General features: G+C 72.9%; 22 protein-coding genes. 11 read left to right on the forward strand and 11 right to left on the reverse strand.

Annotated features, from left to right (window positions below; all coding sequences use genetic code 11):
• Nucleotides 1–3: 3 nt before the first annotated feature.
• A complete protein-coding gene (locus V7E45_RS14750) occupies nt 4–312 on the reverse strand; it encodes a hypothetical protein (RefSeq protein WP_333774601.1) in 309 nt (102 codons plus the stop codon).
• A 278-nt stretch (nt 313–590) separates the two neighbouring features.
• On the opposite strand from V7E45_RS14750, the gene V7E45_RS14755 reads away from it, so the two are divergent.
• The 3 genes from V7E45_RS14755 to V7E45_RS14765 all read left to right on the forward strand — a co-directional run bounded on the left by V7E45_RS14755 (nt 591) and on the right by V7E45_RS14765 (nt 4,804).
• The gene (locus tag V7E45_RS14755; RefSeq protein ID WP_333774602.1) at nt 591–1,565 is read left to right on the forward strand and encodes an SCO0930 family lipoprotein; all 975 of its coding nucleotides are present in this window, start codon (nt 591–593) and stop codon (nt 1,563–1,565) included.
• A 291-nt stretch (nt 1,566–1,856) separates the two neighbouring features.
• Nucleotides 1,857–2,669 (forward strand): SAM-dependent methyltransferase, encoded by an 813-nt coding sequence (locus V7E45_RS14760; RefSeq protein WP_333774603.1) that lies wholly within the window; start codon nt 1,857–1,859, stop codon nt 2,667–2,669.
• A complete protein-coding gene (locus V7E45_RS14765; protein WP_333774604.1) occupies nt 2,666–4,804 on the forward strand; it encodes a putative bifunctional diguanylate cyclase/phosphodiesterase in 2,139 nt (712 codons plus the stop codon). The genes V7E45_RS14760 and V7E45_RS14765 overlap by 4 nt, the downstream gene beginning before the upstream one ends.
• Before the next feature lie 112 nt (nt 4,805–4,916).
• Here V7E45_RS14765 and V7E45_RS14770 read toward each other — a convergent pair whose 3' ends face one another.
• Nucleotides 4,917–5,801 (reverse strand): LysR family transcriptional regulator, encoded by an 885-nt coding sequence (locus tag V7E45_RS14770; protein WP_333774605.1) that lies wholly within the window; start codon nt 5,799–5,801, stop codon nt 4,917–4,919.
• Between the two features lie 119 nt (nt 5,802–5,920).
• Here V7E45_RS14770 and V7E45_RS14775 point away from each other — a divergent pair, with 119 nt between their 5' ends.
• The 5 genes from V7E45_RS14775 (at nt 5,921) to V7E45_RS14795 (ending at nt 11,221) form a co-directional block, all read left to right on the forward strand.
• Entirely contained in the window at nt 5,921–6,592 is a 672-nt protein-coding gene (locus tag V7E45_RS14775; RefSeq protein ID WP_333774632.1) for a succinate dehydrogenase, read from the forward strand.
• 1 nt (nt 6,593) lies between these two features.
• On the forward strand, nt 6,594–8,543 hold the full coding sequence (locus V7E45_RS14780; RefSeq protein ID WP_333774606.1) for a fumarate reductase/succinate dehydrogenase flavoprotein subunit: 1,950 nt from the start codon (nt 6,594–6,596) through the stop codon (nt 8,541–8,543).
• Nucleotides 8,540–9,289: a succinate dehydrogenase/fumarate reductase iron-sulfur subunit gene (locus V7E45_RS14785; RefSeq protein WP_333774607.1), complete on the forward strand. Its 750-nt coding sequence runs from the start codon at nt 8,540–8,542 to the stop codon at nt 9,287–9,289. The genes V7E45_RS14780 and V7E45_RS14785 overlap by 4 nt, the downstream gene beginning before the upstream one ends.
• Nucleotides 9,290–9,584: 295 nt before the next feature.
• A complete protein-coding gene (locus V7E45_RS14790; RefSeq protein WP_333774608.1) occupies nt 9,585–10,358 on the forward strand; it encodes a GNAT family N-acetyltransferase in 774 nt (257 codons plus the stop codon).
• On the forward strand, nt 10,355–11,221 hold the full coding sequence (locus V7E45_RS14795) for a lysophospholipid acyltransferase family protein (protein WP_333774609.1): 867 nt from the start codon (nt 10,355–10,357) through the stop codon (nt 11,219–11,221). The genes V7E45_RS14790 and V7E45_RS14795 overlap by 4 nt, the downstream gene beginning before the upstream one ends.
• On the opposite strand, the gene V7E45_RS14800 is transcribed toward V7E45_RS14795, so the two are convergent.
• Together V7E45_RS14800 and V7E45_RS14805 are read right to left on the reverse strand one after the other, a co-directional pair.
• The gene (locus tag V7E45_RS14800; protein ID WP_333774610.1) at nt 11,197–13,527 is read right to left on the reverse strand and encodes an excinuclease ABC subunit UvrA; all 2,331 of its coding nucleotides are present in this window, start codon (nt 13,525–13,527) and stop codon (nt 11,197–11,199) included. The genes V7E45_RS14795 and V7E45_RS14800 overlap by 25 nt on opposite strands.
• A gap of 90 nt (nt 13,528–13,617) precedes the next feature.
• The gene (locus V7E45_RS14805; RefSeq protein ID WP_333774611.1) at nt 13,618–13,815 is read right to left on the reverse strand and encodes an antitoxin; all 198 of its coding nucleotides are present in this window, start codon (nt 13,813–13,815) and stop codon (nt 13,618–13,620) included.
• Nucleotides 13,816–13,972: 157 nt separating this feature from the next.
• On the opposite strand from V7E45_RS14805, the gene V7E45_RS14810 reads away from it, so the two are divergent.
• Nucleotides 13,973–16,453, forward strand: a complete 2,481-nt coding sequence (locus V7E45_RS14810; RefSeq protein ID WP_333774612.1) for an ATP-dependent Clp protease ATP-binding subunit — start codon at nt 13,973–13,975, stop codon at nt 16,451–16,453.
• Nucleotides 16,454–16,464: 11 nt separating this feature from the next.
• Here V7E45_RS14810 and V7E45_RS14815 read toward each other — a convergent pair whose 3' ends face one another.
• Both V7E45_RS14815 and V7E45_RS14820 read right to left on the reverse strand, forming a co-directional pair.
• Nucleotides 16,465–17,469, reverse strand: coding sequence for an LLM class flavin-dependent oxidoreductase (locus V7E45_RS14815; RefSeq protein ID WP_333774613.1), 1,005 nt, complete (start codon nt 17,467–17,469; stop codon nt 16,465–16,467).
• A gap of 105 nt (nt 17,470–17,574) precedes the next feature.
• On the reverse strand, nt 17,575–17,982 hold the full coding sequence (locus V7E45_RS14820) for a (2Fe-2S) ferredoxin domain-containing protein (RefSeq protein WP_333774614.1): 408 nt from the start codon (nt 17,980–17,982) through the stop codon (nt 17,575–17,577).
• 83 nt (nt 17,983–18,065) lie between these two features.
• Here V7E45_RS14820 and V7E45_RS14825 point away from each other — a divergent pair, with 83 nt between their 5' ends.
• Entirely contained in the window at nt 18,066–18,557 is a 492-nt protein-coding gene (locus V7E45_RS14825; protein ID WP_333774615.1) for a phosphatase domain-containing protein, read from the forward strand.
• 28 nt (nt 18,558–18,585) lie between these two features.
• Here the strand turns inward: V7E45_RS14825 and V7E45_RS14830 are convergent, their stop codons facing one another.
• Nucleotides 18,586–18,810 carry a dodecin gene (locus V7E45_RS14830; RefSeq protein WP_333774616.1) on the reverse strand — a complete coding sequence of 75 codons (225 nt, stop codon included), beginning with the start codon at nt 18,808–18,810 and terminating at the stop codon, nt 18,586–18,588.
• Nucleotides 18,811–19,067: 257 nt separating this feature from the next.
• Between V7E45_RS14830 and V7E45_RS14835 the strand changes: the two genes are divergently transcribed.
• Nucleotides 19,068–20,324, forward strand: coding sequence for an extracellular solute-binding protein (locus tag V7E45_RS14835; RefSeq protein ID WP_333774617.1), 1,257 nt, complete (start codon nt 19,068–19,070; stop codon nt 20,322–20,324).
• A 31-nt stretch (nt 20,325–20,355) separates the two neighbouring features.
• Here the strand turns inward: V7E45_RS14835 and egtD are convergent, their stop codons facing one another.
• Genes egtD through egtA form a run of 4 tightly spaced genes read right to left on the reverse strand, consistent with a single transcriptional unit; the run spans nt 20,356 to nt 24,810 of the window.
• Nucleotides 20,356–21,318: an L-histidine N(alpha)-methyltransferase gene (gene egtD, locus V7E45_RS14840; protein ID WP_333774618.1), complete on the reverse strand. Its 963-nt coding sequence runs from the start codon at nt 21,316–21,318 to the stop codon at nt 20,356–20,358.
• Entirely contained in the window at nt 21,315–22,130 is an 816-nt protein-coding gene (egtC, locus tag V7E45_RS14845) for an ergothioneine biosynthesis protein EgtC (protein ID WP_333774619.1), read from the reverse strand. Before egtC ends, egtD begins: the two co-directional genes overlap by 4 nt.
• Nucleotides 22,130–23,464 (reverse strand): ergothioneine biosynthesis protein EgtB, encoded by a 1,335-nt coding sequence (gene egtB, locus V7E45_RS14850; RefSeq protein WP_333774620.1) that lies wholly within the window; start codon nt 23,462–23,464, stop codon nt 22,130–22,132. The genes egtC and egtB overlap by 1 nt, the downstream gene beginning before the upstream one ends.
• Nucleotides 23,461–24,810 carry an ergothioneine biosynthesis glutamate--cysteine ligase EgtA gene (gene egtA / locus V7E45_RS14855; protein ID WP_333774621.1) on the reverse strand — a complete coding sequence of 450 codons (1,350 nt, stop codon included), beginning with the start codon at nt 24,808–24,810 and terminating at the stop codon, nt 23,461–23,463. Before egtA ends, egtB begins: the two co-directional genes overlap by 4 nt.
• Nucleotides 24,811–25,261: the final 451 nt, after the last annotated feature.

Here is a 25,261-nt window from a genome sequence, read left to right on the forward strand (position 1 = left end):
CGATCACGGCGGGCACGGCGGCGGGGTGGGCTCCGGGCAGGCCGGGACGGGCCAGTGGTGCCAGTGATGCCCGGGGTGCCAGGGGCCGCCGCCCTGGTCGTCGCCGTTGCCGTCGCCGTCGCCGTGTCCGCCGTGATCGTGGCCGCCGCCCGCCACGGCCACCGCGACCGTGCCGTCCGGGCCCGTCGAGGCATAGGCGCACGCGTCGGCCGACGCGGTCCCGACCGGGCACCCCACCAGGGTCCAGGTCAGGGTCAGAAGGGCCAACACCCGTGCGGCGGGCGCACATCGGGTCACTTCGGGTCCATGCACGACCGAGATCATGAGCCGCTGAGCGCGGCCGCACGCCGTGGTGTCCCGGGATTACCCCAAAGGGGGGACAAAGCGCGATCGATGGTTTGACGAGTGGAAAGGGGTATGACTGGCACGGTTTGCGTGCCCGTACGACCCCCTGGGCGTCGGGCCCGGCACCGGATCCGGAAAGAAATTCGTGCCCCGGTTGAACGCTCCCGCCCCCGCGCCGCGTACCCATGGCCGTGCGGCGGCACAGCAAGCGCTGCAGAATCCAGGCGAAATTAGGGGAGTTGACGATGAAGACCTCCTGGCGGGCCGCCTCACTGGTGGCCACGGCCGCTTCGGTGCTGGCGCTGACGACGGCGTGCGGTCAGGACAACGCGACCACTCCGGCATCGGCGGCCCAGAACGTCGGGGCCACGGCGGCGGCCGGGGACTACAACTCCGGCGCCACGCCCGGGACCGGCACCGGCACGGTCGCGGGCAACGGCTACGGCGCCGACGGCAACCAGAGCTCCAGCTCCCCGAGCCCGGCCACCCCCGCGGGCAAGCTGACGGTGGCCGCCAACCCCGACCTGGGCAAGGTGCTGACCGACGGCTCCGGCCTCACGCTGTACCGGTTCGACAAGGACACCGCGAACCCGCCCAAGTCGAACTGCGCGGGCGACTGCGCCACCACCTGGCCGCCGGTGCCCGCCGACGACGCCACCGCCGGCGCCGGCATCGACAAGGCCCTGCTGGGCGAGGTCACCCGGGCCGACGGCAGCAAGCAGCTGACCATCGCCGGCTGGCCCGCCTACCGCTACGTCAAGGACGTCAACTCCGGTGACGTCAACGGCCAGGGCGTGGGCGGCAAGTGGTACGCGCTCGCCCCCAACGGCAAGAAGGCCTCGCTGTCGTCCCTGCCGGGCCTCTCGGTGCGCAAGGACCCCAAGCTCGGCGAGGTCGTCGTCGACCGCAACGGCATGACGGTCTACCGCTTCCTGAAGGACAAGGCGTGGCCCAAGTCCGTCTCCAACTGCACCGGCGCCTGCCTGGAGAAGTGGCCGGCGGTCGCCCCCGTCAAGTCCGACGACACCAAGGGCGTGCAGAAGAAGGGCCTGATGGGCTTCACCCGGCCCGACGGCACCAAGCAGATGACGGTCAACTGCTGGCCGATCTACACCTTCTCCGGTGACAAGGCGCCCGGGGACACCAACGGTCAGGGCGTGGGCGGCACCTGGTACGCCGTCTCGCCCGACGGCAAGCCGGTCGGCGCGCCGGGCAAGTAAGAGATCACCTCCCCAGGGTCGATCGCCCCGCCCACCGGCACCCGACCGAAGGTCCGCCCCCTCCGCACCGCACGGAGGGGGCGGACCGTTGTGTGTGCGGGGCCCCCGCGGCGAGTGGCAAGCGGCAAGCCGGACAGTCGTCGCACAGCGGGGCCACACGGGCACTTGCGCAGGCAGTGACCGGGAACGGATGGTCAATTTCCGGTTCGGGTCGCTCCTTTGGCGGGCGATCAGTAGCCTCAGCTCGAACACCGGATCGCCTACACACGTCGTCCACGCCTGGAGAGATACATGGAGCGTCCCGCCTGGGCCCCCCGGAGCATCGACATCTCGGTGCCGAGCGTTTCGCGTATCTACGACTACTACCTGGGCGGTTCGCACAACTTCGAGGTCGACCGGGAAGCGGCCCGCAGGGCCATGGAGTTCATGCCGGGCCTGCCGAAGATCATGCAGGCGAACCGGGCGTTCATGCGCCGGGCCGTGCGCTTCGCGGCGGCGGAGGGCATCACCCAGTTCCTCGACATCGGTTCCGGCATCCCGACCTTCGGCAACGTCCACGAAGTGGCCCAGGCCGCCGCGCCCGACGCCCGCGTGCTCTACGTCGACCACGACCCGGTGGCGGTGGCGCACAGCGAGGCGGTGCTGGCGGGCAACGACCGCGTGGACGTGGTGGCCGCCGACCTGTGCAAGCCCCGGGAGATCCTCGCGAGCCCCCGGCTTGAGCGCCTGATCGACCTGAATCGGCCAGTGGCGCTCCTTCTCGTTGCCATACTGCACTTCGTGGAAGACGCGGACGACCCGTACGCTGCGGTGGCCGAGTTGCGCGGCGCACTCGCGCCCGGCAGCCTGCTGATCCTCACGCACGCCTCGTACGAGGGAATCCCGTTGCCGGCGGAACGGGCCGAGGGCGCGGTGGACGTGTACAAGAACATCCGCAACCCGCTGATCATGCGCTCGCGCGACGACATCGCGCGGTTCTTCGAGGGGTACGACATGGTGGAACCCGGCCTGGTGCCGATGCCGCACTGGCGCCCGGAGTCGGCGCCGGAGGACGAGGACCCGTACGCGTTCTCCGGGTTCGCCGGCGTGGGGCGTACGGCGTGAGCGCGGAGCCGGACGGGCCGGAGGACAGACTGCGCCGGCTGACGACGATCTGGAGCCGGGCGGTCTTCCCCGTCACCTCCACGTCGTTCACCCGTGTCGAGTTCGAGGAACTGCTCCTTCCGCTCGCCCGCCGGCTGAGCGGGCTGCTGCGGGCCCGCAGTTTCGACGCCGAGGAGGCGAGGGCCGTCGGCGCCGCCCTCGTCGGGGCCCACTGCACCGACCCGGAGGCGCTCACCCGCACCCTGGACTGCGTCGACGCCTACCTGGTCCTGTACTGCGGCGAGGACGGCCCCCAGGACGAACTGCGCATGCGCTCCTCGCGGTTGCAGCATGCGATGGCCGCCGGGTACGCGCAGGCGCTGCGCGAGCGCACCCTCGCCGAGCAGGAGGCCATCGCTCAGGCCGCGTTGCGGGCCCAGGGCGTGGTCGCGCAGGCGCTGCACGCGAGCGAGGCCCGGTTCCGGGCGGTCTTCGAGGGCGCGGCCATAGGAATCGGCATCGCCGACCTGGACGGCAACGTGCTGCAGGTGAACCAGGCCCTGCTGCGTATGTTCGGCGGCTCGGAGAACACCCTGCGCGGCCGCAACGTCATGGAGTGGACGCACCCCGAGGACGCACCCCAGACGTGGAGGCTCTACGAGGAGCTCGTCCGCGGCGAGCGCGAGCACTACCACCTGGAGAAGGCCTTCAACCGCCAGGACGGCACGGTCCTGTGGACCAACCTGACCGTCTCCCTGCTGCGGGACGCCGACGGCCTGCCGCAGTACCAGCTGGCCCTCATGGAGGACACCACCGAGCGGCGCCTGCTCAACCTCCGGCTGCGTTACGAGGCCACGCACGACGCGCTGACCGGGCTGCCCAACCGCACGCTGTTCTTCGAGCGGCTGGAGAAGGCGCTCGGCGCGGGCGAGGGCCAGCGCTTCGGTCTGTGCTACCTGGACCTGGACGGGTTCAAGACCATCAACGACAGCCTCGGCCACGCGGCCGGCGACCGGCTGCTGGTGGAGGTCGCCGACCGGCTCCAGTCCTGCGCGACCGCCCCCGGCGAGATGGTCGCCCGGCTCGGCGGCGACGAGTTCGTGGCGCTGACCACCGGGCCCGGCACCGAGCGCGAGGTCGACGAGCTGGCCGAACGCATCATGAGCGCCCTGGTCACGCCCATCAGCATCGACGGCCGCGACCTGCTGGTGCGGGGCAGCCTCGGCATCGTGGAGGGCCCGGCCGGGGAGCGCACCGCGGCGGAGGTGCTGCGCAGCGCGGACATCACCATGTACCGGGCCAAGTCGGCGGGCGGCAACCGCTCCGAACTCGCCGATCCTGAGGCGGACGCCCGCGCGATCACCCGGCACGGGCTGACCACCGCCCTGCCGACGGCCCTGGAGCGCGGCGAGTTCTTCATCGAGTACCAGCCGCTGGTGCACCTCGGCGACGGCAGCGTCCGCGGCGCCGAGGCCCTGGTCCGCTGGCTGCACCCGCAGCACGGCGTCCTCGGACCCGACCGCTTCATCCCGCTCGCCGAGCACACGGGGCTCATCGTCCCGCTCGGCCGCTGGGTCCTCGAGGAGTCCATCCGGCAGGCCCGCGAGTGGCGGGAGCGGCTCGGCGACGGCACCGGACCGCTGCGCATCAACGTCAACCTCTCGCCGTGCCAGCTCAGCCATCCCGGTCTGGTCCAGGACACGGTGGACATCCTCGAACGGGCGGGTGTCACCCCGGACGCCCTCTGCCTGGAGGTCACCGAGTCCGCGCTGATCGGCGCCGACGACGACCTCCTCAAGCCGCTGCGCCGGCTGGCCGAGATGGGTGTCGACATCGCCCTGGACGACTTCGGCACCGGCTACTCCAATCTCGCCAACCTGCGCCGGCTGCCGGTGCGCATCCTCAAGCTGGACCGCTCGTTCACCCAGGGCATGCAGCAGTTCCCGGCCGACCCCGTCGACCTGAAGATCGTCGAGGGCATCGTCTCCCTGGCCCACAGCCTCGACCTCGCGGTCACCGTCGAGGGCGTGGAGACCGGCGCCCAGGCGGAACAGCTCCGCATACTGGGCTGCGACACGGCCCAGGGCTGGTACTACGCCAGGCCCGGCCCGCCGGAAAGGCTCCACGACCTGGCCCTGGCAGACGCGAGGGGCTGAGCGGGGCGGAGCCCCGAAGGGGCGCGGGGAACCGCGCGAGCGGCCACAGCACACCCGCGCCCCGAAACGGCGAGACGGAGGCAGACGCACCCGCCCGCCCGCAAAGGAACCCTCACCGCTCCAGCAACATCCGCTGCAACTCCCGAGCGGCCCGAGGCGGAGCCACGTCGCTGCGGTGGGCCAGTGCGATGGTCCGGTGCAGCCCCGGCCGGGCCAGCGGAGTGACCCGCAGGCCGTGGCCCGCGCGGGTGGCGACCATGCGGGGCACCACGGCCACGCCCAGCCCCGCCCGCACGAAGCCCAGCACCGCGTCCATCTCGCCGCCCTCCACCGCGAAGTCCGGCTCGAACCCGGCGGAGCGGCACGCGGCCACGGTCAGTTCCCGCAGGTCGTAGCCGTGCCGGAACATCACGAGGCGTTCGCCCGCCAGATCGCCGATGCCGACCTCCCGGCCGTCCCGTCCCGGCGCCGGGGACTCCGGCGAGGACACCACCACGAGGTCCTCCCGCAGCAGCTCCACCGTGGTCAGCGCGGGCGCGGGCGTCGGCAGCGGCAGGACGACCAGGGCCAGGTCGAGGGCGCCCCGGGCCAGCCCCCGCACCAGGTCGTGCGACCCGCCCTCCTCGATCATCAGCCGGATGCCGGGATAACGGTCGTGGAAGGCGCGCAGGACGTCCGGCAGCAGACCGGTGCACAGGCTGGGCGTCGCGCCCAGCCGGACCCGGCCCCGGCGCAGCTGCACCAGCTCCTGCACCTCGTGCCGGGCGGTGTCGGTGTCCGCGAGGATGCGCCGGGCCAGCGGCAGCAGCGCCTCGCCCGCGTCGGTCAACGTGATGTTGCCCCGGGCGCGCAGGAAGAGATCCGCGCCCAGCTCCCGCTCGAGCGCCTTGATCTGCTGGGACAGCGACGGCTGGGCCACGTGCACCAGCTCGGCGGCGCGGGTGAAGTGCCGGGTCTCGGCCACGGCCACGAAGTACTGGAGCTGCTGGAACTGCATAGCCCGAGCATAGCCCCAGCCTATGGAAACGAGGCAGACCATGTCTTGGACCGATGGGGACCTTCGGCCCTAGCGTCTGACCCATGGCTCTGGCAACGCGGACGGACCGACGACCGTCCATGGCGCGCTCGATCTGGGACAGCACGGTCGGCAAGAAGGCGGTCATGGCCGTCAGCGGCCTGATCATGCTGCTCTACCTGGTCGCGCACATGATCGGAAACCTGAAGATCTACTTCGGGGCGGGCGAGTTCAACCACTACGCCCACTGGCTGCGCACCGTCGGCGAACCGTTCATGCACTACGAGTGGACGCTCTGGCTCATCCGGATCGTCCTCGTCGCCGCCGTGGTCGCGCACGCCACCTCCGCCTACCAGCTCAGCCGCCGCGACATCAACGCCCGGCCGAGGAAGTACGTGCACCGCAAGCCGCGGGCGAGCTACGCCACGCGGACCATGCGCTGGGGCGGCGTCATCCTCGGCCTGTTCATCGTCTGGCACCTCCTGGACCTGACCACCGGCACCGTGCACTCCGGCGGCTTCCAGGAGGGCCACCCGTACCAGAACGTCGTGGACACCTTCTCCACCTGGTACGGCAACGTCGTCTACATCGTCGCGATGCTCGCGCTCGGCCTGCACGTACGGCACGGCTTCTGGAGCGCCGCCCAGACCCTCGGCGTCGGCAGCCGTGCCCGCGACCGGGCCCTGAAGATCGTCGCCGACGTCCTCGCGCTGCTGCTCACGGCCGGCTTCATCGCCGTACCCGTGGGCGTCATGACCGGAGTGGTGAGCTGACATGATCGAATACGTGAAGTACGCGACGGGCGAGCCGGTCGTCGACACCAAGGCCCCCTCGGGCCCGGTCCACGAGCGGTGGGACAAGCGCCGCTTCGAGGCGAAGCTGGTCAACCCCGCCAACCGGCGCAAGCAGACGATCATCGTGGTCGGCACCGGCCTCGCCGGCGGCTCGGCCGGCGCCACTCTCGCCGAACAGGGCTACCACGTCGTCCAGTTCTGCTACCAGGACTCCCCGCGCCGCGCCCACTCCATCGCCGCCCAGGGCGGCATCAACGCGGCCAAGAACTACCGCAACGACGGTGACTCGGTCCACCGCCTGTTCTACGACACCGTCAAGGGCGGCGACTTCCGCTCCCGCGAGTCCAACGTCCACCGCCTCGCGCAGATCTCCGTCGAGATCATCGACCAGTGCGTGGCCCAGGGCGTGCCGTTCGCCCGCGAGTACGGCGGCCTGCTCGACACCCGCTCCTTCGGCGGTGTCCAGGTCTCCCGCACCTTCTACGCCCGCGGCCAGACGGGCCAGCAGCTGCTGCTCGGCGCCTACCAGGCGCTCAGCAGGCAGATCGCCGCCGGCAACGTGGAGATGCACCCGCGCACCGAGATGCTGGACCTGATCGTCGTCGACGGACGGGCGCGCGGCATCGTGGCACGGGACCTGATCACCGGCCGGATCGACACGTACGTCGCGGACGCCGTCGTCCTCGCCAGCGGCGGCTACGGCAACGTCTTCTACCTGTCGACCAATGCCATGAACTCCAACGCCACCGCGATCTGGCGGGCCCACCGGCGCGGCGCCTACTTCGCCAACCCCTGCTTCACCCAGATCCACCCCACCTGCATCCCGCGCACCGGCGACCACCAGTCCAAGCTGACCCTGATGAGCGAGTCGCTGCGCAACGACGGCCGCATCTGGGTGCCGAAGGCCAAGGGCGACGACCGCCCGCCGAACCGGATCCCCGAGGACGAGCGCGACTACTACCTGGAGCGCGTCTACCCCTCCTTCGGCAACCTGGTCCCGCGCGACATCGCCTCCCGCGCCGCGAAGAACGTCTGCGACGAGGGCCGGGGCGTGGGCCCCGGCGGCCAGGGCGTCTACCTGGACTTCGCCGACGCCATCCGGCGCATGGGCCGCAGGGCCGTCGAGGCCAAGTACGGCAACCTCTTCGACATGTACCAGCGGATCACCGACGAGGATCCGTACGAGGTGCCCATGCGGATCTACCCCGCCGTGCACTACACCATGGGCGGCCTGTGGGTCGACTACGACCTGCAGACCACGGTCCCGGGCCTGTTCGCGGTCGGCGAGGCCAACTTCTCCGACCACGGCGCCAACCGGCTCGGCGCCTCCGCGCTGATGCAGGGCCTGGCCGACGGCTACTTCGTGCTGCCGGCCACCATCAACGACTACCTGGCCCGCAACCCCCACCAGGAGGCGGTCACCGCCGAACACCCCGTCGTCCAGGAGGTACGGGCGGAGACCGAGGACCGGCTCAACCTGCTCCTCGCCGTCGACGGCGACCGCACCCCCGACTCCTTCCACCGCGAACTCGGCGAACTGATGTGGGAGTTCTGCGGCATGGCCCGCACCGACGCCGGCCTGCGCAAGGCGCTGGAGCGCATCCCGCAGATCCGCGAGGAGTTCTGGCGGCGCATCAAGGTGCCCGGCACCGGCGAGGAGTTCAACCAGTCGCTGGAGAAGGCCAACCGGATCGTCGACTACCTGGAGCTCGCCGAGCTGATGTGCCTCGACGCGCTGCACCGCGCCGAGTCCTGCGGCGGCCACTTCCGCGAGGAGTCCCAGACACCCGACGGCGAGGCCGCCCGCAGGGACGAGGAGTTCGCCTACGCCGCGGCCTGGGAGTTCGCCGGCACCGGCGAGGCCCCCGTGCTGCACAAGGAAGACCTCGTCTTCGAGTACGTCCACCCCACCCAGCGGAGCTACGCATGAAGCTCACCCTGCGCGTCTGGCGGCAGAAGAACGCCGACGCCGAAGGCGCCATGGCCACCTACGAGGTGGACGGCATCTCGTCCGACATGTCCTTCCTGGAGATGCTGGACGTCCTCAACGAGCGGCTCATCCTCGCCGGCGAGGAACCCGTCGCCTTCGACCACGACTGCCGGGAGGGGATCTGCGGGGCGTGCTCCCTCGTCATCAACGGCGAGGCGCACGGCCCCGAGCGCACCACCACCTGCCAGCTGCACATGCGGTCCTTCCGGGACGGCGACACCATCGACATCGAGCCGTGGCGCGCCGCCGCCTTCCCGGTGATCAGGGACCTGGTCGTCGACCGGTCCGCCTTCGACCGGATCATCCAGGCCGGCGGCTACGTCACCGCCCCCACCGGATCGGCGCCGGAGGCCCATGCCACGCCGGTGCCCAAGGCCGACGCCGACTTCGCCTTCGAGCACGCCGAGTGCATCGGCTGCGGGGCCTGCGTGGCCGCCTGCCCGAACGGCGCGGCGATGTTGTTCACCTCCGCCAAGGTCAACCACCTGAACGTGCTGCCCCAGGGTGCGCCCGAGCGGGAGACCCGGGTGCTGGACATGGTGGCGCAGATGGACGCCGAGGGGTTCGGCGGCTGCACGCTGGCGGGCGAGTGCGCCACCGCCTGCCCCAAGGGCATCCCCCTCGTGTCCATCACCGGCATGAACCGGGAGTGGCTGCGCGCCACCCGGAAGTCGGGCGGGCGCTAGCCGCCCGGCCACAGACGTTCGCCGACGGACAGGCGGACGGGCGGGACCGGGAGAGGTGCTCCTCCCGGTCCCGTCTGGCTTTCGCCCCGTCCGGTTTCCGCTCCCGTCCGGCTTACGCTCACGTCCGGTTTTCGCGCCGCGCCGCCCGCGCCGCCCGCGCCGTTCAGCAAGCCCACACCCGCTCTCCCGCCATCGGTCACGTGCACGCCAACCGGCATCGGAAGAACAGGACCGGCGGTCCCGAACCGGCCGCCGCCGCTCCCGCCGCCCCCGGCCCGCGACCATGGAGTAAGCCATGACCGGCGTCACCACGCTCGACCGTCCTCCGCAGCCCGCGGCACCCACCCGCTACACCGTCGCCCTCGCCCGCGACGAGGCCGACGTGCGTGCCGCGCAGCGGCTGCGGCACGACGTCTTCGCCGGCGAGATGGGCGCCCTGCTCACCACCCCGGAACCCGGGCACGACGTCGACGCGTTCGACGCGTACTGCGACCACCTGCTGGTCCGCGACACCGTCAGCGGGCAGGTCGTCGGCACCTACCGGCTGCTGCCGCCGGAGCGGGCCGCGGTGGCCGGCCGGCTGTACTCGGAGGGCGAGTTCGACCTGGCCCGGCTCGACGGGATCAGGCCCGGCCTCGTCGAGGTCGGCCGCTCCTGCGTGCACCCCGACCACCGCGACGGCGCCGTCATCGGCCTGATCTGGGCCGGCCTGGCCCGCTACATGGTGGACCGGGGCCACGAGTGGCTGGCCGGCTGCTGCTCCGTCCCGCTCGCCGACGGCGGCACCCTGGCGAGCGCCACCTGGCAGCGGGTCCAGGACAAGCACCTGGCCCCGGAGGAGTACCGGGTACGGCCGCTGCTGCCCTGGGTCCCGGACGCGGGCGCCCCCGCCGTACGCACCGAACTGCCCGCCCTGCTCCGCGGCTATCTGCGGCTGGGCGCCTGGGTGTGCGGGGAGCCGGCCCACGACCCGGACTTCGGGGTCGCCGACCTGTACGTGCTGCTGTCCATGCGCCGGGTCAACCCGCGCTACCTGCGGCACTTCCTCTCCCTCGTACCGGGCCGATGAGCGCCTGGCTGCCCAGCGCGCCCTGCACCCCGGGCGCCTGCGTGGAGCCGGCCGCGCCCGTGGTGGCCGTGCCCCGCGCGGTGCTGCGGCTCACCGCGGTCGCGGTCCTGGTGCTGGCCGGGATCGCGCTGTCCCTGCTCGGCTGGGGGTGCCCCCGCCTGCGGGGGAGGATCCCCGCCGAGTGGGTCAGGCGGTGGTGCCGGACCGTCGTGCGGGCCGTCGGGGTCCGGGTCAGCTTCACCGGCGGCCCCGCACCCGCGGGCGGCCTGCTGCTGGTCGCCAACCACGTCTCGTGGCTGGACATCCCGCTGCTCGCCGCCGTACGCCCCGCCCGGATGCTCGCCAAGACCGAGATCCGGCGGTGGCCGGTGGCCGGAGCGCTGGCCGCGCGCGGCGGGGCGCTGTTCATCGAGCGCGACCGGCTGCGCTCGCTGCCGGGCACGGTCGCCCGGATCGCGCACGCCCTGGACCGGGGCGCGGCGGTGGCCGCCTTCCCCGAGGGCAGCACCTGGTGCGGGCGCGCGCACGGCCCGTTCCACCGGGCCGTCTTCCAGGCCGCGCTGGACGCGGGCGTGCCGGTGCAGCCGGTCGCACTGCGCTACCGGCAGGACGGCCAGGCGGCCGGCACCGCCGCCGCCTTCGTCGGCGAGGACACCCTGCTCGCCTCGCTGTGGCGGGTCGCCCGGGCGCGCGGCCTGGTGGCCGAGGTGGAGACCCGGCCGGTGATACCGCCCGGCGCCCAGCCCGACCGCCGGGCCCTCGCCCGCGCCGCCCAGCCGGTCACGCCCGCGCCGGCCTGGACCCACACGGTCCTGCTGGCCCCGCGGGCGCCCGGGGTTCAGGGCATGACCCGGGCCAGATAGGGCGCGGTGGCGCTGCCCTCCACGCGCGCCACCCGCTGCGGCGGCCCGGCCGCCACGATGCGCCCGCCCCGGTCGCCGCCGCCCGGCCCCAGGTCGATCACCCAGTCGGCCTCGGCGACCACCGTCATGTCGTGCTCCACCACGACGACCGTGTGCCCGGCGTCGACCAGCCCGTGCAGCCGGTCCATCAGCACCTCGACATCGGCCGGGTGCAGCCCGGTCGTCGGCTCGTCCAGGAGGTAGAGGGTGTGGCCGCGGCGGCCGCGCTGCAACTCGCCGGCCAGCTTGATCCGCTGGGCCTCGCCGCCGGACAGCTCGGTCGCGGGCTGGCCGAGGCGCAGATAGCCGAGGCCCACGTCCAGCAGCGTGCCCAGGCTGCGCATCGCGGCCGGGATGTCGGCGAAGAACCCGGCCGCCTCCTCGACCGTGAGATCGAGGACCTGGGCGATGTTCCGGCCCCGGTACGCCACCTGGAGCGTCTCGGGGTTGTAGCGGGCGCCGCCGCACTCCGGGCAGGGGGCGTACGTGCTCGGCAGGAACAGCAGCTCGACGCTGACGAATCCCTCGCCCTGGCAGTTCTCGCAGCGCCCGCCCGGCACGTTGAACGAGAACCGGCCGACGCCGTAGCCCCGGTCCCGCGCCTCGCCGGTGGCGGCGAACACCTTCCGTACGACGTCGAACAGGCCGGTGTAGGTGGCCAGGTTGGAGCGCGGGGTGCGCCCGATCGGCTTCTGGTCCACCCGGACGAGGCGGCCGACCCCTGGCAGGTCCCCGGTCAACTCGCCGATCAGCGTGGACTTCCCGGACCCAGAGACGCCGGTGACGGCGGTGAACGCGCCGAGCGGGAAGCCGGCCGTCACCGCGCGCAGGTTGTGCCGGGTCACCGGCCCGACCTCCAGCCATCCGCGCGGCTCACGGATCTCGCGGGCCGGGCCCGGGGCCTCGTCGAAGAGGTAGCGGGCCGTGGCCGACTCCTCGACCGAGGCCAGTTCCGCGACCGGGCCGCTGTACAGCACCCGCCCGCCGTGCTCGCCCGCGCCGGGGCCGACGTCCACCAGCCAGTCGGCGCCGCGCACCACCTCCAGGTGGTGCTCCACCACGAACACCGAGTTCCCGGCCCTCTTGAGCCGGTCCAGCACGGTGAGCAGCGCCTCGGTGTCCGCCGGGTGCAGCCCCGCCGACGGTTCGTCCAGCACGTACACGACACCGAACAGGCCGGAGCGCAACTGGGTGGCCAGCCGCAGCCGTTGCAGCTCGCCCGCCGACAGGGTGGGGGCCGCCCGGTCCAGACTGAGGTAACCGAGCCCTAGTTCGACGACGGGTCCGATCCGCGCCCTCAGGTCCCCGGTGAGCACCCGGGCCGTTTCGGTACGGCCGACGAGCAGCCCGGCCAGGTCGGTCAGCGGCAGCGCGGCCAGTTCCGCGATGTTCCGGCCGCCGAAGGTGACCGCCAGCGCCTCGGGCCGCAGCCTGCTGCCCCCGCACACCCGGCAGGGCGTGCTGGTCAGGAATCGCTCGGCCCTGGCCCGCAGGGTGGCCGACTTGGTGTCGGAGAACGTCTTCAGCACGTAGCGTCGGGCGCTGGTGTACGTGCCCTGGTACGGCCGCTGGATGCGCTCGGCGTCCCGGACCGGGTGGACGGTGACGACCGGCTGCTCGTCCGTGAACAGGATCCACTCCCGCTCGGCGGCGGGCAGTTCGCGCCAGGGCCGGTCCACGTCGTGGCCGAGCGCGTCGAGGATGTCGCGCAGGTTCTTGCCCTGCCAGGCACCCGGCCACGCGGCGATCGCGCCCTCGCGGATCGACAGCGAGGGGTCGGGCACCAGCAACTCCTCGGTGGTGCCGTGCACCTGGCCGAGGCCGTGGCATTCCGGGCAGGCGCCGGCCGCCGTGTTCGGTGAGAACGCGTCCGAGTCCAGCCGCTCGGCGCCCGGCGGATACTCCCCGGCCCGGGAGAACAGCATGCGCAGGGAGTTGGAGAGATTGGTGACCGTGCCCACGGAGGAGCGCGAGGTGGGCGTCGAACGGCGCTGCTGGAGCGAGACGGCGGGCGGCAGCCCGGTGATCTCACCGACCTTCGGCGCCCCCACCTGGTGGATCAGCCGGCGCGCGTACGGCGCGACCGACTCGAAGTAGCGCCGCTGCGCCTCGGCGTAGACGGTGCCGAAGGCCAGGGACGACTTGCCCGAGCCGGACACGCCGGTGAACACGGCCAGCACGTCCCGCGGGACGTCCACGTCGACGCCCTTGAGGTTGTGCTCGCGGGCGCCGCGCACCCGCACGTAGGGGTCATGGGGGCTGTGCATCGGGGGGAACTCCGTACGGGCCTGCCGGGGCGGGGTCGAACCTCGCGATCCTAGCCGGGCGCCGCACGGCGCTGGGGCCGCCCCCGCCGGTTACGGCCGCGGAGGGTTGTCCGGGCCCTGCGGCCTGGTGCCGAACTCGTCCCGCAGTTTGTCCTGGCCGGTGTCGACCTGCGACTTGTACTTGTTCCCGGTCCGCTGGTCGACGTAGTCACCGCCCTTGTCGATGCCCTTGTCGGCCATGTCCTCGTGGCCCTTGAGCATGCCCTTGATCTTGTCCATGAAGGACATCGCAGCCCTCCTCGTCGCTTGAGGCTCGCACTCCCAGCCTCCCCGCTGCGGCCCGGACTCGCATCTCGGGATCGCGGAGGCCCATGCCCCCATGCACGCCCGATCCGGTTGTGACAGTTTGGTGCCGTATGTCCGTCGCCCCAGAAAGGCCCGCGCCATGAGCACACCCGGCTTCGGATTCGGCCGCAGTCCCTTCGAGGAGTTCGACGAGCTGATGTCCCGGTTCTTCGGGCCGGGCGGACAGGCGTCCCCGGCCACCCGCCGGCCCCAGCGCGTCGACATCGCCGGCCTGCTCTCCGAGCGGGCCATGGAACTGGTCGCCGAGGCGAGGGACATCGCGGGCGCCGAGGGCAGCGAGGAACTGGACGCCCGGCACCTGCTGGCCGCCGCGACCCGGAACGAGTCCACCCGGCGCCTGCTCACCGAGTCCGGCACCGACCCCGACCGGCTCCGCGAGCAGCTCGGCGCCATGGGCGACGGGGGTGAGCGGACCGAGCCCAGCACGCTCACCCCGTCGGCCAAGCGCGCCCTCCTCGACGCCTACCGCGTCTCCCGGGCCGAGGGCGCCTCCTACATCGGCCCCGGCCATCTGCTGCGGGCTCTCGCCGCCAACCCGGAGTCGGCCGCAGGTCAGGCGCTGGGCGAGGGCGGCTGGGAACCCACCCGGCTGCCCACCGAGGGCACGGCCGAGCGGAAGATGCCCAGCAGCACCCCGACCGTGGACGAGTACGGCCGCGATCTGACCGAGGACGCGCGCGACGGCCGCCTCGACCCGGTGATCGGACGCGACGACGAGGTCGAGCAGACCATCGAGGTGCTCTCCCGGCGCGGCAAGAACAACCCGGTCCTGATCGGTGACCCCGGAGTCGGCAAGACCGCCGTGGTCGAGGGCATCGCCCAGCGCATCGTCGCCGGCGACGTGCCCGGGACGCTCACCGGCAAGCGGCTGGTCTCGCTGGACCTGGCCGGCATGGTGGCCGGGACCAAGTACCGGGGCGAGTTCGAGGAGCGGCTGAAGAAGCTGCTGGACGAGGTCAGCGAGCACGGCGACGAACTCATCCTGTTCCTGGACGAGTTGCACACCATGGTCGGGGCGGGAGGCGGCGGCGAGGGCGCGATGGACGCGGGCAACATGCTCAAGCCCGCCTTGGCCCGCGGCGAGTTGCACCTGATCGGCGCGACGACGGTGGACGAGTACCGCAGGCACATCGAGAAGGACGCCGCCCTGGAGCGCCGCTTCGCGCCCATCCTGGTCGGCGAGCCCGGCGTGGACGACACCATCGAGATCCTGCGCGGCCTGCGCGACCGCTACGAGGCCCACCACCAGGTCCGCATCACCGACGAGGCGGTGGTGGCCGCGGCCGAGCTGTCCGACCGGTACATCACCGCCCGCTTCCTGCCCGACAAGGCGATCGACCTGATGGACCAGGCGGCGGCCCGGGTCCGGCTGCGGGCCAGGACCCCGCTGGAGGTCACCCGGGAGATCGAGGACCGTGTCGCCGCCCTGAACCGGGAGAAGGACCAGGCGGTCGCCGACGAGGAGTACGAGCGCGCCAAGGAACTGAGGGATCGGATCAAGGAGGCGGAAGGCCAACTGGCCGCGGCGGGCAAGACCGACGAGCACGCCCCGAAGGTCACCGCCGAGGACATCGCCCAGGTCGTCTCCCGCACCACCGGCATCCCGGTCGCCCAGCTCACCGAGGAGGAGCGGGAGCGACTGATGAAGCTGGAGGAGCACCTGCACCAGCGGGTCGTCGGCCAGGACGAGGCGATCACCGCCGTCGCCCGGGCCGTGCGCCGCGCCCGGGCCGGCATGAGCGACCCCAACCGTCCCGTCGGCAGCTTCCTGTTCCTCGGCCCGACCGGCGTCGGCAAGACCGAACTGGCCCGCGCGCTCGCCGCCGCCCTCTTCGGCGACGAGAGCCGCATGATCCGCCTCGACATGAGCGAGTTCCAGGAGCGGCACACCGTCTCCCGGCTGGTCGGCGCCCCGCCCGGATACGTCGGCCACGAGGAGGCCGGCCAGCTCACCGAGGCCGTGCGCAGGCAGCCGTACGCCGTCCTGCTGCTGGACGAGGTGGAGAAGGCACACCCCGACGTCTTCAACACCCTGCTGCAGTTCCTGGACGACGGCCGCCTCACCGACTCCCAGGGCCGTACCGTCGACTTCAAGAACACCGTCGTCATCATGACCTCGAACATCGGCGCCGACCGCATCCTGGCCGCCGGCACGGAGGACTACGGCAAGATCCGCGAGGCGGTCATGCCGGCCCTGCAGCAGCACTTCCGGCCGGAGTTCCTCAACCGCATCGACGAGATCATCGTCTTCCGCGGCCTGGACCGCACCGAGCTGCGCCAGGTCGTGGACCTGATGCTGGAGCACACCCGGCGCCGCCTGCACGCCCAGGACGTATCCCTGGAGGTCACCGACGCGGCCGCCGACCAGCTCGCCAACCTCGGCCACCAGCCCGACTTCGGCGCCCGCCCGCTGCGCCGCACCATCCAGCGCGAGGTGGACGACCGCCTCGCCGACCTGCTGCTCTCCGGCCGACTCGAAGCGGGGGACCGGGCGGTGGTGGACGCGGCGGACGGCTCGGTGGAGATCCGGACGGACAAGCCGGCCGTGGTGGAGGGCTGAGCCCGGACCGTTCAGAGAGCCGGTGAAACGAGCGCGGCGAGGCGTCGGTAGGAGTCCAGCAGCGCGGCGCGGTCGTGGCCGCTGGTGGTGACCAGCACCTCGTCGGCGCCCGTCTCCTTCAGCACCGACTCCAGTTCGTCGGCGACCTGGTCGCCGGTGCCGGCGATGTGCCCGCGAAGCCCGGACTCGTAGAACTCGCGTTCCTTCGCGCTCATCGCGCGCTGAAGGACCGCCTCGGCCGGGGCCAGCGGCGGGAAGGTGCCGTGGGTGCGCGAGTACGCCATGGCCCAGGCCTCCGGGACCAGCAGCCGCCGGGCCTCCTCCGCGGTCCCGGCGACGGCCACGGTGCCGGAGACGATCACGTACGGTTCCTGTGCCCACGGCGAGGGGCGGAACAGGGAGCGGTACTCCTCGATGCCGCGCAGCATCCGCTCGCGGCCCCGCAGGTCCCCGATGACCATGGGCAGACCGGCGCGGGCGGCGATGCGCGCGCCCTCGCCCATCGCCAGCACGAACGGCGGCACGCGCAGGCCCTCCGCCGGCCGGGCGTGCACCCCGGTCGGGGAGGTCCCGGCGAACCAGCCGAGCAGTTCGTCGAGCTGCGCGGCGAAGTCCTCGGCGTCCTCCCTGCCGCGCCCCAGCGCCCGGCGCACCCCGCCGGTGAAGCCCACGGAACGGCCGAGCCCCATGTCGATCCGGCCCGGGAAGAGCGACTCGAGCACTCCGAACTGCTCGGCGACCACCAGGGGTTGGTGGTTGGGCAGCATGACCCCGCCGGTGCCGACCCGGATGGTGCCGGTCGCGGCCGCCACGGCGGCCGCGAGCACGGTCGGCGCAGACCCGGCGACCCCGGGCACGCCGTGGTGCTCGGACACCCAGAAGCGGTGGTAGCCGAGTGCCTCCGCCTCCCGGGCCAGCGCGACGGTGTCCCGCAGCGCCTGGGCGGGCGGGTGGCCCTCCCGGGTACGGGAGCGGTCGAGGACGGAGAACCTGGTCCGGGCGATCACTGCACTCACGCAGGGTTCAACACCGCGGCGGCCGGGGGATTCCCGCCGTCACCCACGGCCACGGCCTGTCACGGTCCGCCCGCGGGCGGACAGCCCCCGGGCCTCCGGCGCCGGTCAGCCTCCCGTGCGGGCCCGGGCGCCCCGTGGCGCCCGGATCATCTGCAGCTCCAGAGCGAGCGGCGGCCCGGCGACCCCGGGACCGCCCGCGCCGGCCCACTCGGCGACCTCGTCGGTGCACGCCTCGTCCAGCGCGAACCCGATCCAGGTGGGCCGCCCGCCGGCCCGGCGCCCCTCCGCGGACGGGCGCACCACCATCACGTTCGCCTGGTCGCAGGGGCCGAGGCAGTCGCTCGTACGCACCTCGAAGCCGCCCTCGGTCGCCGCCGCCCGCAGCCGCTCCAGCTGCCCCTCGTGGTCGGCCCCGGGGTGCTTGGCCGGGTCGCCGCAGCAGCAGCCCCGGCAGACGACGACGGCGCAGGGACGGTCGGAGTTGGCCGGAACGGCCCGGGGTACGGAAGACATGACGGAAGACATGACGGAAGACATGACAGAAGCATGCGGCCCGCCGGCGGGGGAAGTTGACGCGGGGTGACTAGGGTGGCCCCGTGACCGACAGCAGCGGACGTCCGGTCGGGGTGTTCGACCTCGACAACACCCTCGCCGACACCGCCCACCGGCAGCACTTCCTGACCGGCAGGCCACGCGACTGGAACGGGTTCTTCGCGGCCGCGCCCGCCGACCCGCCGCTCGCCGAGGGCGTGGCGCTCGTCCTGGAGACGGCCGGGGAGTGCGAGATCGTCTATCTCACCGGGCGGCCCGAGCGCTGCCGCCGCGACACGCTGGACTGGCTGGCGGCCCACGGGCTGCCGGAGGGACGCGTCCACATGCGCCGGGACGCCGACCGCAGGCCCGCGCGGTTCACCAAGCTGGAGATCCTGCGCCGGCTCGCCCGGGACCGCGAGGTCCGGGTGCTCGTCGACGACGACGAACTCGTCTGCGACGACGCCGAGCGGGCCGGCTTCACCGTCGTGCGGGCCCGCTGGGCGGCCAGGTCCGCGGCGCTGGAGGACGCGCAGGAGCGCGAGGGCAGGACCTGAGGACCACCCGCCGCTCCGCGGCCACCCGCTACTCCGCGCCTTCGCCGTCCTCGATGCGGAACCCCACCTTCAGACCCACCTGGTAGTGCTCGACCCGGCCGTTCTCGATCTGGCCACGCACCTGGGTCACCTCGAACCAGTCCAGGTTGCGCAGCGTCTGCCCGGCGCGCGAGATGCCGTTGCGGATGGCCTGGTCGAGGCCCTCGTGTGAGGTGCCGACGATCTCGGTGACCCGGTAGGTGTGGTTCGACATGCGGGTGCTCCTCTCCGCCGTGAGGCCGCGGGGTGCGTCCCTCACGTCCGTCGTGACCGGTGTGTCACGCCGTACTCCACCGTGCCGTATCCGCGCCCGGTGCGCGAGATGTCGCACCTGTACCGTCCGTTTCGCTTGACCTGAGCATTGGTCCATACCAAAATCCCGTACACCCGTACGAGCTTTCCGCTCGTCCCCCCACGTCGGGCCCTCTCGCCTGTCCGCACCGCCCATGCCAGACAGAACAGGACCCTCTCGTGAGACGTCGTCTGCTCGCCCTTCTCTGTGTCACCGGTTCCCTCGCCAGCGGCTGCGGCCTCCTCCCGGGCGGGCACGACCGGCACACCGTCACCGTGTGGCTGATGAAGGACAGTGCCTCCAAGGAGTTCCTGGCACGCTTCACCGAGGACTTCGAACGCACCCACGACGACCAGCGCCTGGACATCCGCATCCAGGAGTGGACCGGGATCGTCGAGAAGGTCCGGAAGGCGCTCAGGAGCCATGCCGAGGACGCGCCCGACGTCATCGAGGTGGGCAACACCCAGGTCCCGCAGTACGTCGACGACGGCCGGCTCGCCGACCTGACCCTGGAGTCCATGCGCGACTGGGGCAAGGAGCACTGGCTGCCGGGCCTCGCCGAACCCGGCAAGGAGGGCAACAAGCAGTACGGCGTGCCCTGGTACGCGGCCAACCGGGTGGTCATCTACCGCAAGGACCTCTTCGGGCGGGCCGGCATCACCGACCCGCCGAAGACCCGCGACGCCTGGCTCGGCGACACCGAGAAGCTGGACTCCGGTGGCAACCAGGGGATCTACCTCGCCGGTCAGGACTGGTACACGCTCTCCGGCTTCATCTGGGACGAGGGCGGCGAACTCGCCCAGGAGAAGGACTACGAGTGGCGGGGCACCCTGGACACCCCGGCCGCGCTGCGCGGCATGGCCTTCTACCGGCGGCTCCAGGCGCTCGGCGAGGGCCCCGTCGCCTCGGACGAGGAACACCCGTCCCAGGCCGGGGTGTTCGCGGGCGGCAAGGTCGCCCAGATCGTCGCCGTGCCCGGGACGGCCCAGGCCATCGTGCAGCAGAACCCCGGCCTCAAGGGCAAGCTCGGCTTCTTCCCGGTGCCCGGCAAGAGCGCCGCCCGGCCCGGTACGGTCTTCACCGGCGGCTCCGACCTCGTCGTCCCGCAGAACACCGACGACCAGTTCGCCGCGACCGCCGTCGTCGGGGCGCTCACCGGCGCCAAGTGGGACACCGAACTGGCCCGCACCATGAACTACGTGCCCAACAAGACCACTCTGGCCGGCGCGGTCGCCGGGGAGGAGGGGGTCGCCGCCATGGCGGCGGGCGCCGCACACGGCCGGGCGACCCCCAACACCCCTCAGTGGGCGGCCGTGGAGGCCGACAACCCGATCAAGGGGTACATGACCAAGGTGCTCGGCGGGGCCGACCCCGCGACCGAGGCCCGGCGGGCCTCCCGCAAGATCACCGAGGCCCTCGCCACCGACCTGGGCTGAACCGGCGCGCCGCGGTCCGGCGGGCCCCCGCTCAGCGCGCCACGCTGAGCGACAGCGCGAAGCGGCCCTCGGCGTCCGTCCACCAGTGGGTCAGTTCGAGGCCGGAGGCGGCGAGTTCGGCGCTCACCCCCTCCCGGCGGAACTTCGCCGACACCTCGGTACGCAGCTCCTCGCCCGCGGCGAAGTGCACGGCGAGGTCGAGCGCGGGCACCTTGACGGTCTGCGCGGAGCGGGAGCGCAGCCGCATCTCGATCCATTCCCGCTCCGCGTCCCACAGCGCTACGTGGTCGAAGGCGGCCGGGTCGAAGTCGGCGCCCAGCTCCCGGTTCACGACGGCAAGGACATTCTTGTTGAACGCGGCCGTCACGCCGGCCGCGTCGTCGTACGCCCGGACCAGCACCCGCTCGTCCTTGACCAGGTCCGTGCCGAGCAGCAGCCCGTCGCCGGGTGCGAGCAGGGCGCGCACGGAGGCGAGGAACTTCTCCCGCTCGGCGGGCAGCAGGTTGCCGATCGTGCCCCCGAGGAAGGCCACCAGCCGGGGTCCGGGCGTCGCGGGCAGTTCCAGCGGCGCGGTGAAGTCGGCGATGAGCGCGTGCACGTCGAGGTCGGGACGCTCCTCGATCAGCGCACGCCCGGCCTGGGTCAGGGCGCTCTCGCTGACGTCCACGGGCACGTAGGACCGCAGCGAGGTGAGCGCGTCGATCAGGAAGCGGGTCTTCTCCGACGAGCCGGAACCGAGTTCCACCAGGGTGCGCGCCCCGCTCGCCGCGGCGATCTCGCCGGACCGGACGGCGAGGATCTCCCGCTCGGCCCGCGTCGGGTAGTACTCGGGCAGTTCGGTGATCCGCTCGAACAGCTCGCTGCCCACGGCGTCGTAGAACCACTTCGGCGGCAGCGTCTTGGGGTGGTCGGTGAGGCCGCTCAGGACATCGGCGCGCAGCGCGGCGTCCGTGGCGCCCTCGGGGAGGGTGCGGGTGACGTGCAGGGGACTCACGTACGGGGCTCCTTCGGGGATGGGGGTCCCCCCGCTCGGGCGGAGCCGGGAGCGGGGGAGAGGGCCGGGTCCTCGAGCGGGGCCAGCAGCACGCCGGCCCGGCTCGCCGTGAGCACGGTGCGGTCGGGGACCTCCTGCCAGAGCGGGTCGTCGTCGTACGGCTCGGAGGCGACGACCGTGCCGGTGCCGGGCTCGGCGCGGTACCAGAGGCTGTCGCCCCAGGCGGTGGCCGCGACGGTGACGCCATCGGTGAGCAGCAGGTTCAGCCGGGACGCGGGAGCCGCCTCGGCGACCGAGCGCACCACCGTGCCCAGGGCGCGCCCGGGCTCGTCGCCCGAGCGCAGCCGGTGCAGCACCAGCGCCCAGACGAACGCCGAGTCGGTGCGCGCCTGCAGCGACAGCAGGTCGACCGGAGGCAGGGCCGCGACCAGCGGTGCCGCGGCGTCCGGCCAGCCGGCCACGGCGCCGTTGTGGCTGAACAGCCATTCCCCGGCGGCGAAGGGCGCCGCCGCGGCCTCGGCGTCCGCGCCCGCGAGGGTCGCGTCGCGCACGGCGGCGAGCACCGCGCAGGACCGCACGACCCGGGCCAGGTCGGCGAAGGACAGGTCGGCCCAGATCGGCCCGGCCCGCCGGTAGCGGGCCGGCACCGGATCGTCCGCGACGTACCAGCCCACCCCGAAACCGTCGGCGTTGACCGTCCCGTGCCGCTGCCGCCGGGGCGCCCACGACTGCCGGTAAAGGCTGTGCGGGGGCTCCACGAGGAGCCTGCCGAGCGACTCCTCGGGCCCCACGTAAGCGAGGTGACGGCACATCAGATGGCCTCCGAGCGGGCGGTGCGGAACCCGGAGAAGATCTGCCGCCGGATCGGGTGGTCCCAGTTGCGGAACGTGCCCCGGCAGGCCACCGGGTCCACGGCGAACGAGCCTCCCCGCAGCACCTTGTACGCGGAGCCGAAGAACACCTCCGAGTACTCCTTGTACGGGAACGCCCGGAACCCCGGGTACGGCTGGAAGTCGCTCGCCGTCCACTCCCACACGTCCCCGATCAGCTGGCGCACACCGAGCGGCGACGCGCCGGCCGGGTAGCTGCCGGCCGGGGCGGGCCTGAGGTGCCGCTGGCCCAGGTTGGCGTGCTCGGGCTCCGGGTCGGCGTCACCCCACGGGTAGCGGGTGGAGCGCCCGGTGACCGGGTCGTGGCGGGCGGCCTTCTCCCACTCCGCCTCGGTGGGCAGCCGGCGGCCGGCCCAGCGGGCGTAGGCGTCCGCCTCGTACCAGCACACGTGCAGCACCGGCTCGTCGGCCGGCACCGCCTCGGTGGCCCCGAAGCGGCGCCGGAGCCACTGCCCGCCGTCCCTGCGCCAGAACAGCGGGGCGGTGAGGGAGTGCTGCCGGACGTGCGCCCAGCCCTCCGGCGTCCACCAGCGCTCCGTGTCGTAGCCGCCGTCCTCGATGAACGCCTGGTACGCCGCGTTCGTCACCGGTGTGGTGTCGATCCAGAACGGCGCCACCTGAACCGGGTGCGCCGGGCGCTCGTTGTCCAGCGCCCAGGGTTCGCTGGAGGTGCCCATCGTGAACGGGCCGCCGGGCACCAGGACTTCGGCCGGGCCCGGGAACAGCGGGACCGGTTCCGGGTCGGGGGCGGTCAGGGCCCGCGGCCCCCGGCGCAGCTGATGGGTGATCAGCATCGTCTCGTCGTGCTGCTGTTCGTGCTGGGCGATCATCCCGAAGGCGAACCCGGCCTCGGTCAGCCGGCTGCCGTGGAAGTCGGCGGCCGTCAGCAGGTCGACCACCCGGCCGCGTACCTCGGCCGCGTACCCGCGGGCCTCGGCGGGCGGCAGCAGCGGCAGCGAGGGGCGCTCGGCGCGCGGGTGCTCGAAGGCGTCGTACAGGCCGTCGATCTCGGGCCGCATCGCCTCCCGGCCGCCGACCGCCCGCAGCAGCCACTGCTCCTCCTGGTTGCCGATGTGCGCGAGGTCCCAGACCAGCGGTGACATCAGCGGGGAGTGCTGCGCGGTGAGATCGGGGTCCTCCACACAGCTGGTCAGCAGTGTGGTGCGGGCGCGCGCGGTGGTGAGCGAGGCGAGCGCGCGCTCGCGCAGCGCCTCCGCCTCGGGCACCGACGTCTTCTCGGTCTCGGGGGCGGTCATGTGCGGATGTCCTTCCTCCCGTGGGTGGGGCGCCTGCCCCCGGTCGAGCGCGGCCGGGGCCGGTGGGTGTGCGTGCCGTGCAGGCGGTCGAGCAGGTCGTCGGCCGGGCAGCGGCCCCGCTCGACGTAGCGGTGCAGGTACGCCGCCACGGCGTCGATGACCGCGGGGGTGGCGCCGAGCCGGGGCAGCGCCCCCAGCGCCGCCTCGAAACAGGTCACGGCGGCCTCGCGCAGCTCGGGGTCGGCGATCCCGTGCCTGGCCGCGTCGAGCCACAGCGGATTGTGCGGGGCGGGCAGGTTCAACGACCGCTCCACCAGCGGTTTCACCGCCTGGTGCGCGACCTCGGTGGCTTCCGGGTCGTCGAACAGCGCCGCCGTGACCGCCAGCGGCACGATCCAGCCGTCGTCGCCGGGCTGTGCGTCGATCATGCGCAGCTCCAGGTGCCCGCGCGGCCGGACCGGCGGGAACAGGGTGGTCAGGTGGTAGTCGAGATCCGCCCGGGTGGGCGGCCGTGGGGATTGCGAGCGGGTCCACTCGCGGAAGGTCAGCCCCTCCGGCACGGTCCAGGGGCCGCTGTCCTGGCGGACGCACATGACCGGGGAGTCCAGCACGTGCCCGGCCCAGGCGCCGCGGAGGTCGCCGTCCGGCGGGGGAGCACCCGCCCGGCCGGCGCCGATCTCCATCCACAGCAGCTGCCGGGTGGAGGCCCAGCCGGTGGGTTCGAGGGCGACCAGCGGGGAGTTGGCGAACGCGGCCACCAGGACCGCGCCCAGCTGGTGCGCCAGCCACCAGCGCCGTTCGTACCCGAGCGGCCCCGGTTCCTCAAGACCGGCGTCCAGGCAGACCTGGACGGAGGCCGAGGAGCACATCATGTGCCGGCCCGCCGTGCCGGTGCGGTCGAGGCAGGCCTCCATGGCGTCGTAGCGCGGTTGGCGCAGGAACCGGCGGGGTGTGTGCCAGGGGTCGTGGCCTGCGCCGAGGAGGCCGAGGCCGTGCTCGGCGAGGACCGTGCGGACGGTGTCCAGGTCGGCCGAGACGATGTCCACGCACTCCATCAGGGAGGCGGCGGGTGGCGAGCTCAGCTCCAGCTGGCCGCCGGGTTCGACGGTCAGCGGCGACCGCAGGGGCACGGTCCGCAGGTCGGCGTAGGCCGCTTCGAGTCTTTCGGGTGTCACCGGGAGCTGCGGCAGCCGCAGCTCGTGGACGAACCATTCCACTTCGACCCCGAGCGTGCGGGGCGGACCTGTCTTGAAGCAGATGCCCCGGACCAGGGCCTCCACCTCGGCTTCGGTGACGGCCGTGCGGGGCTCCGTACAGTCGCCACCTTCGTGTGTCGAGTCAGACATGTCGGGATCCTCCTGAGATTCCACCATGCCACCTGCCCGGCCCGCGGATGGGCCGCGCGGGCACTCGTCCCACCCAAGACCCTCGCGCCGAATCGCACAAGAGTGCCCAACGGGACGTTCCGGATCGGTAACCTCCGTTTCCTCGTGCGTTCCCGGCCCGTTCCGGGGCCGGGAAACTCCGTTGCACCGCATCCCAGCATCACCCAGGATGCGTGCATGAGCACGACGGGGGATTCCGCGCGGGCCGTGATCATGGCGTCCACGGGGGTGGCGCCATGAGCGCGCGCCTGCGCGGCGTCGCCACGGAGACCGAGCGCATCGTGGCGGCGGGCGAGTACCGAGCGCCGGACGGCCGGCAGGTCTCCGTGGCGGCGGCGGTCGAGGGGGGCGCGGGGGGCCCCCCCCTAAAAAGGCCCGCCGCCCCCTACACTACCAACGCCGCCCCCCCCCC

It is taken from the genome of Streptomyces sp. IBSBF 3136 (assembly GCF_036815105.1).
Taxonomy (GTDB): Bacteria; Actinomycetota; Actinomycetes; order Streptomycetales; family Streptomycetaceae; genus Streptomyces.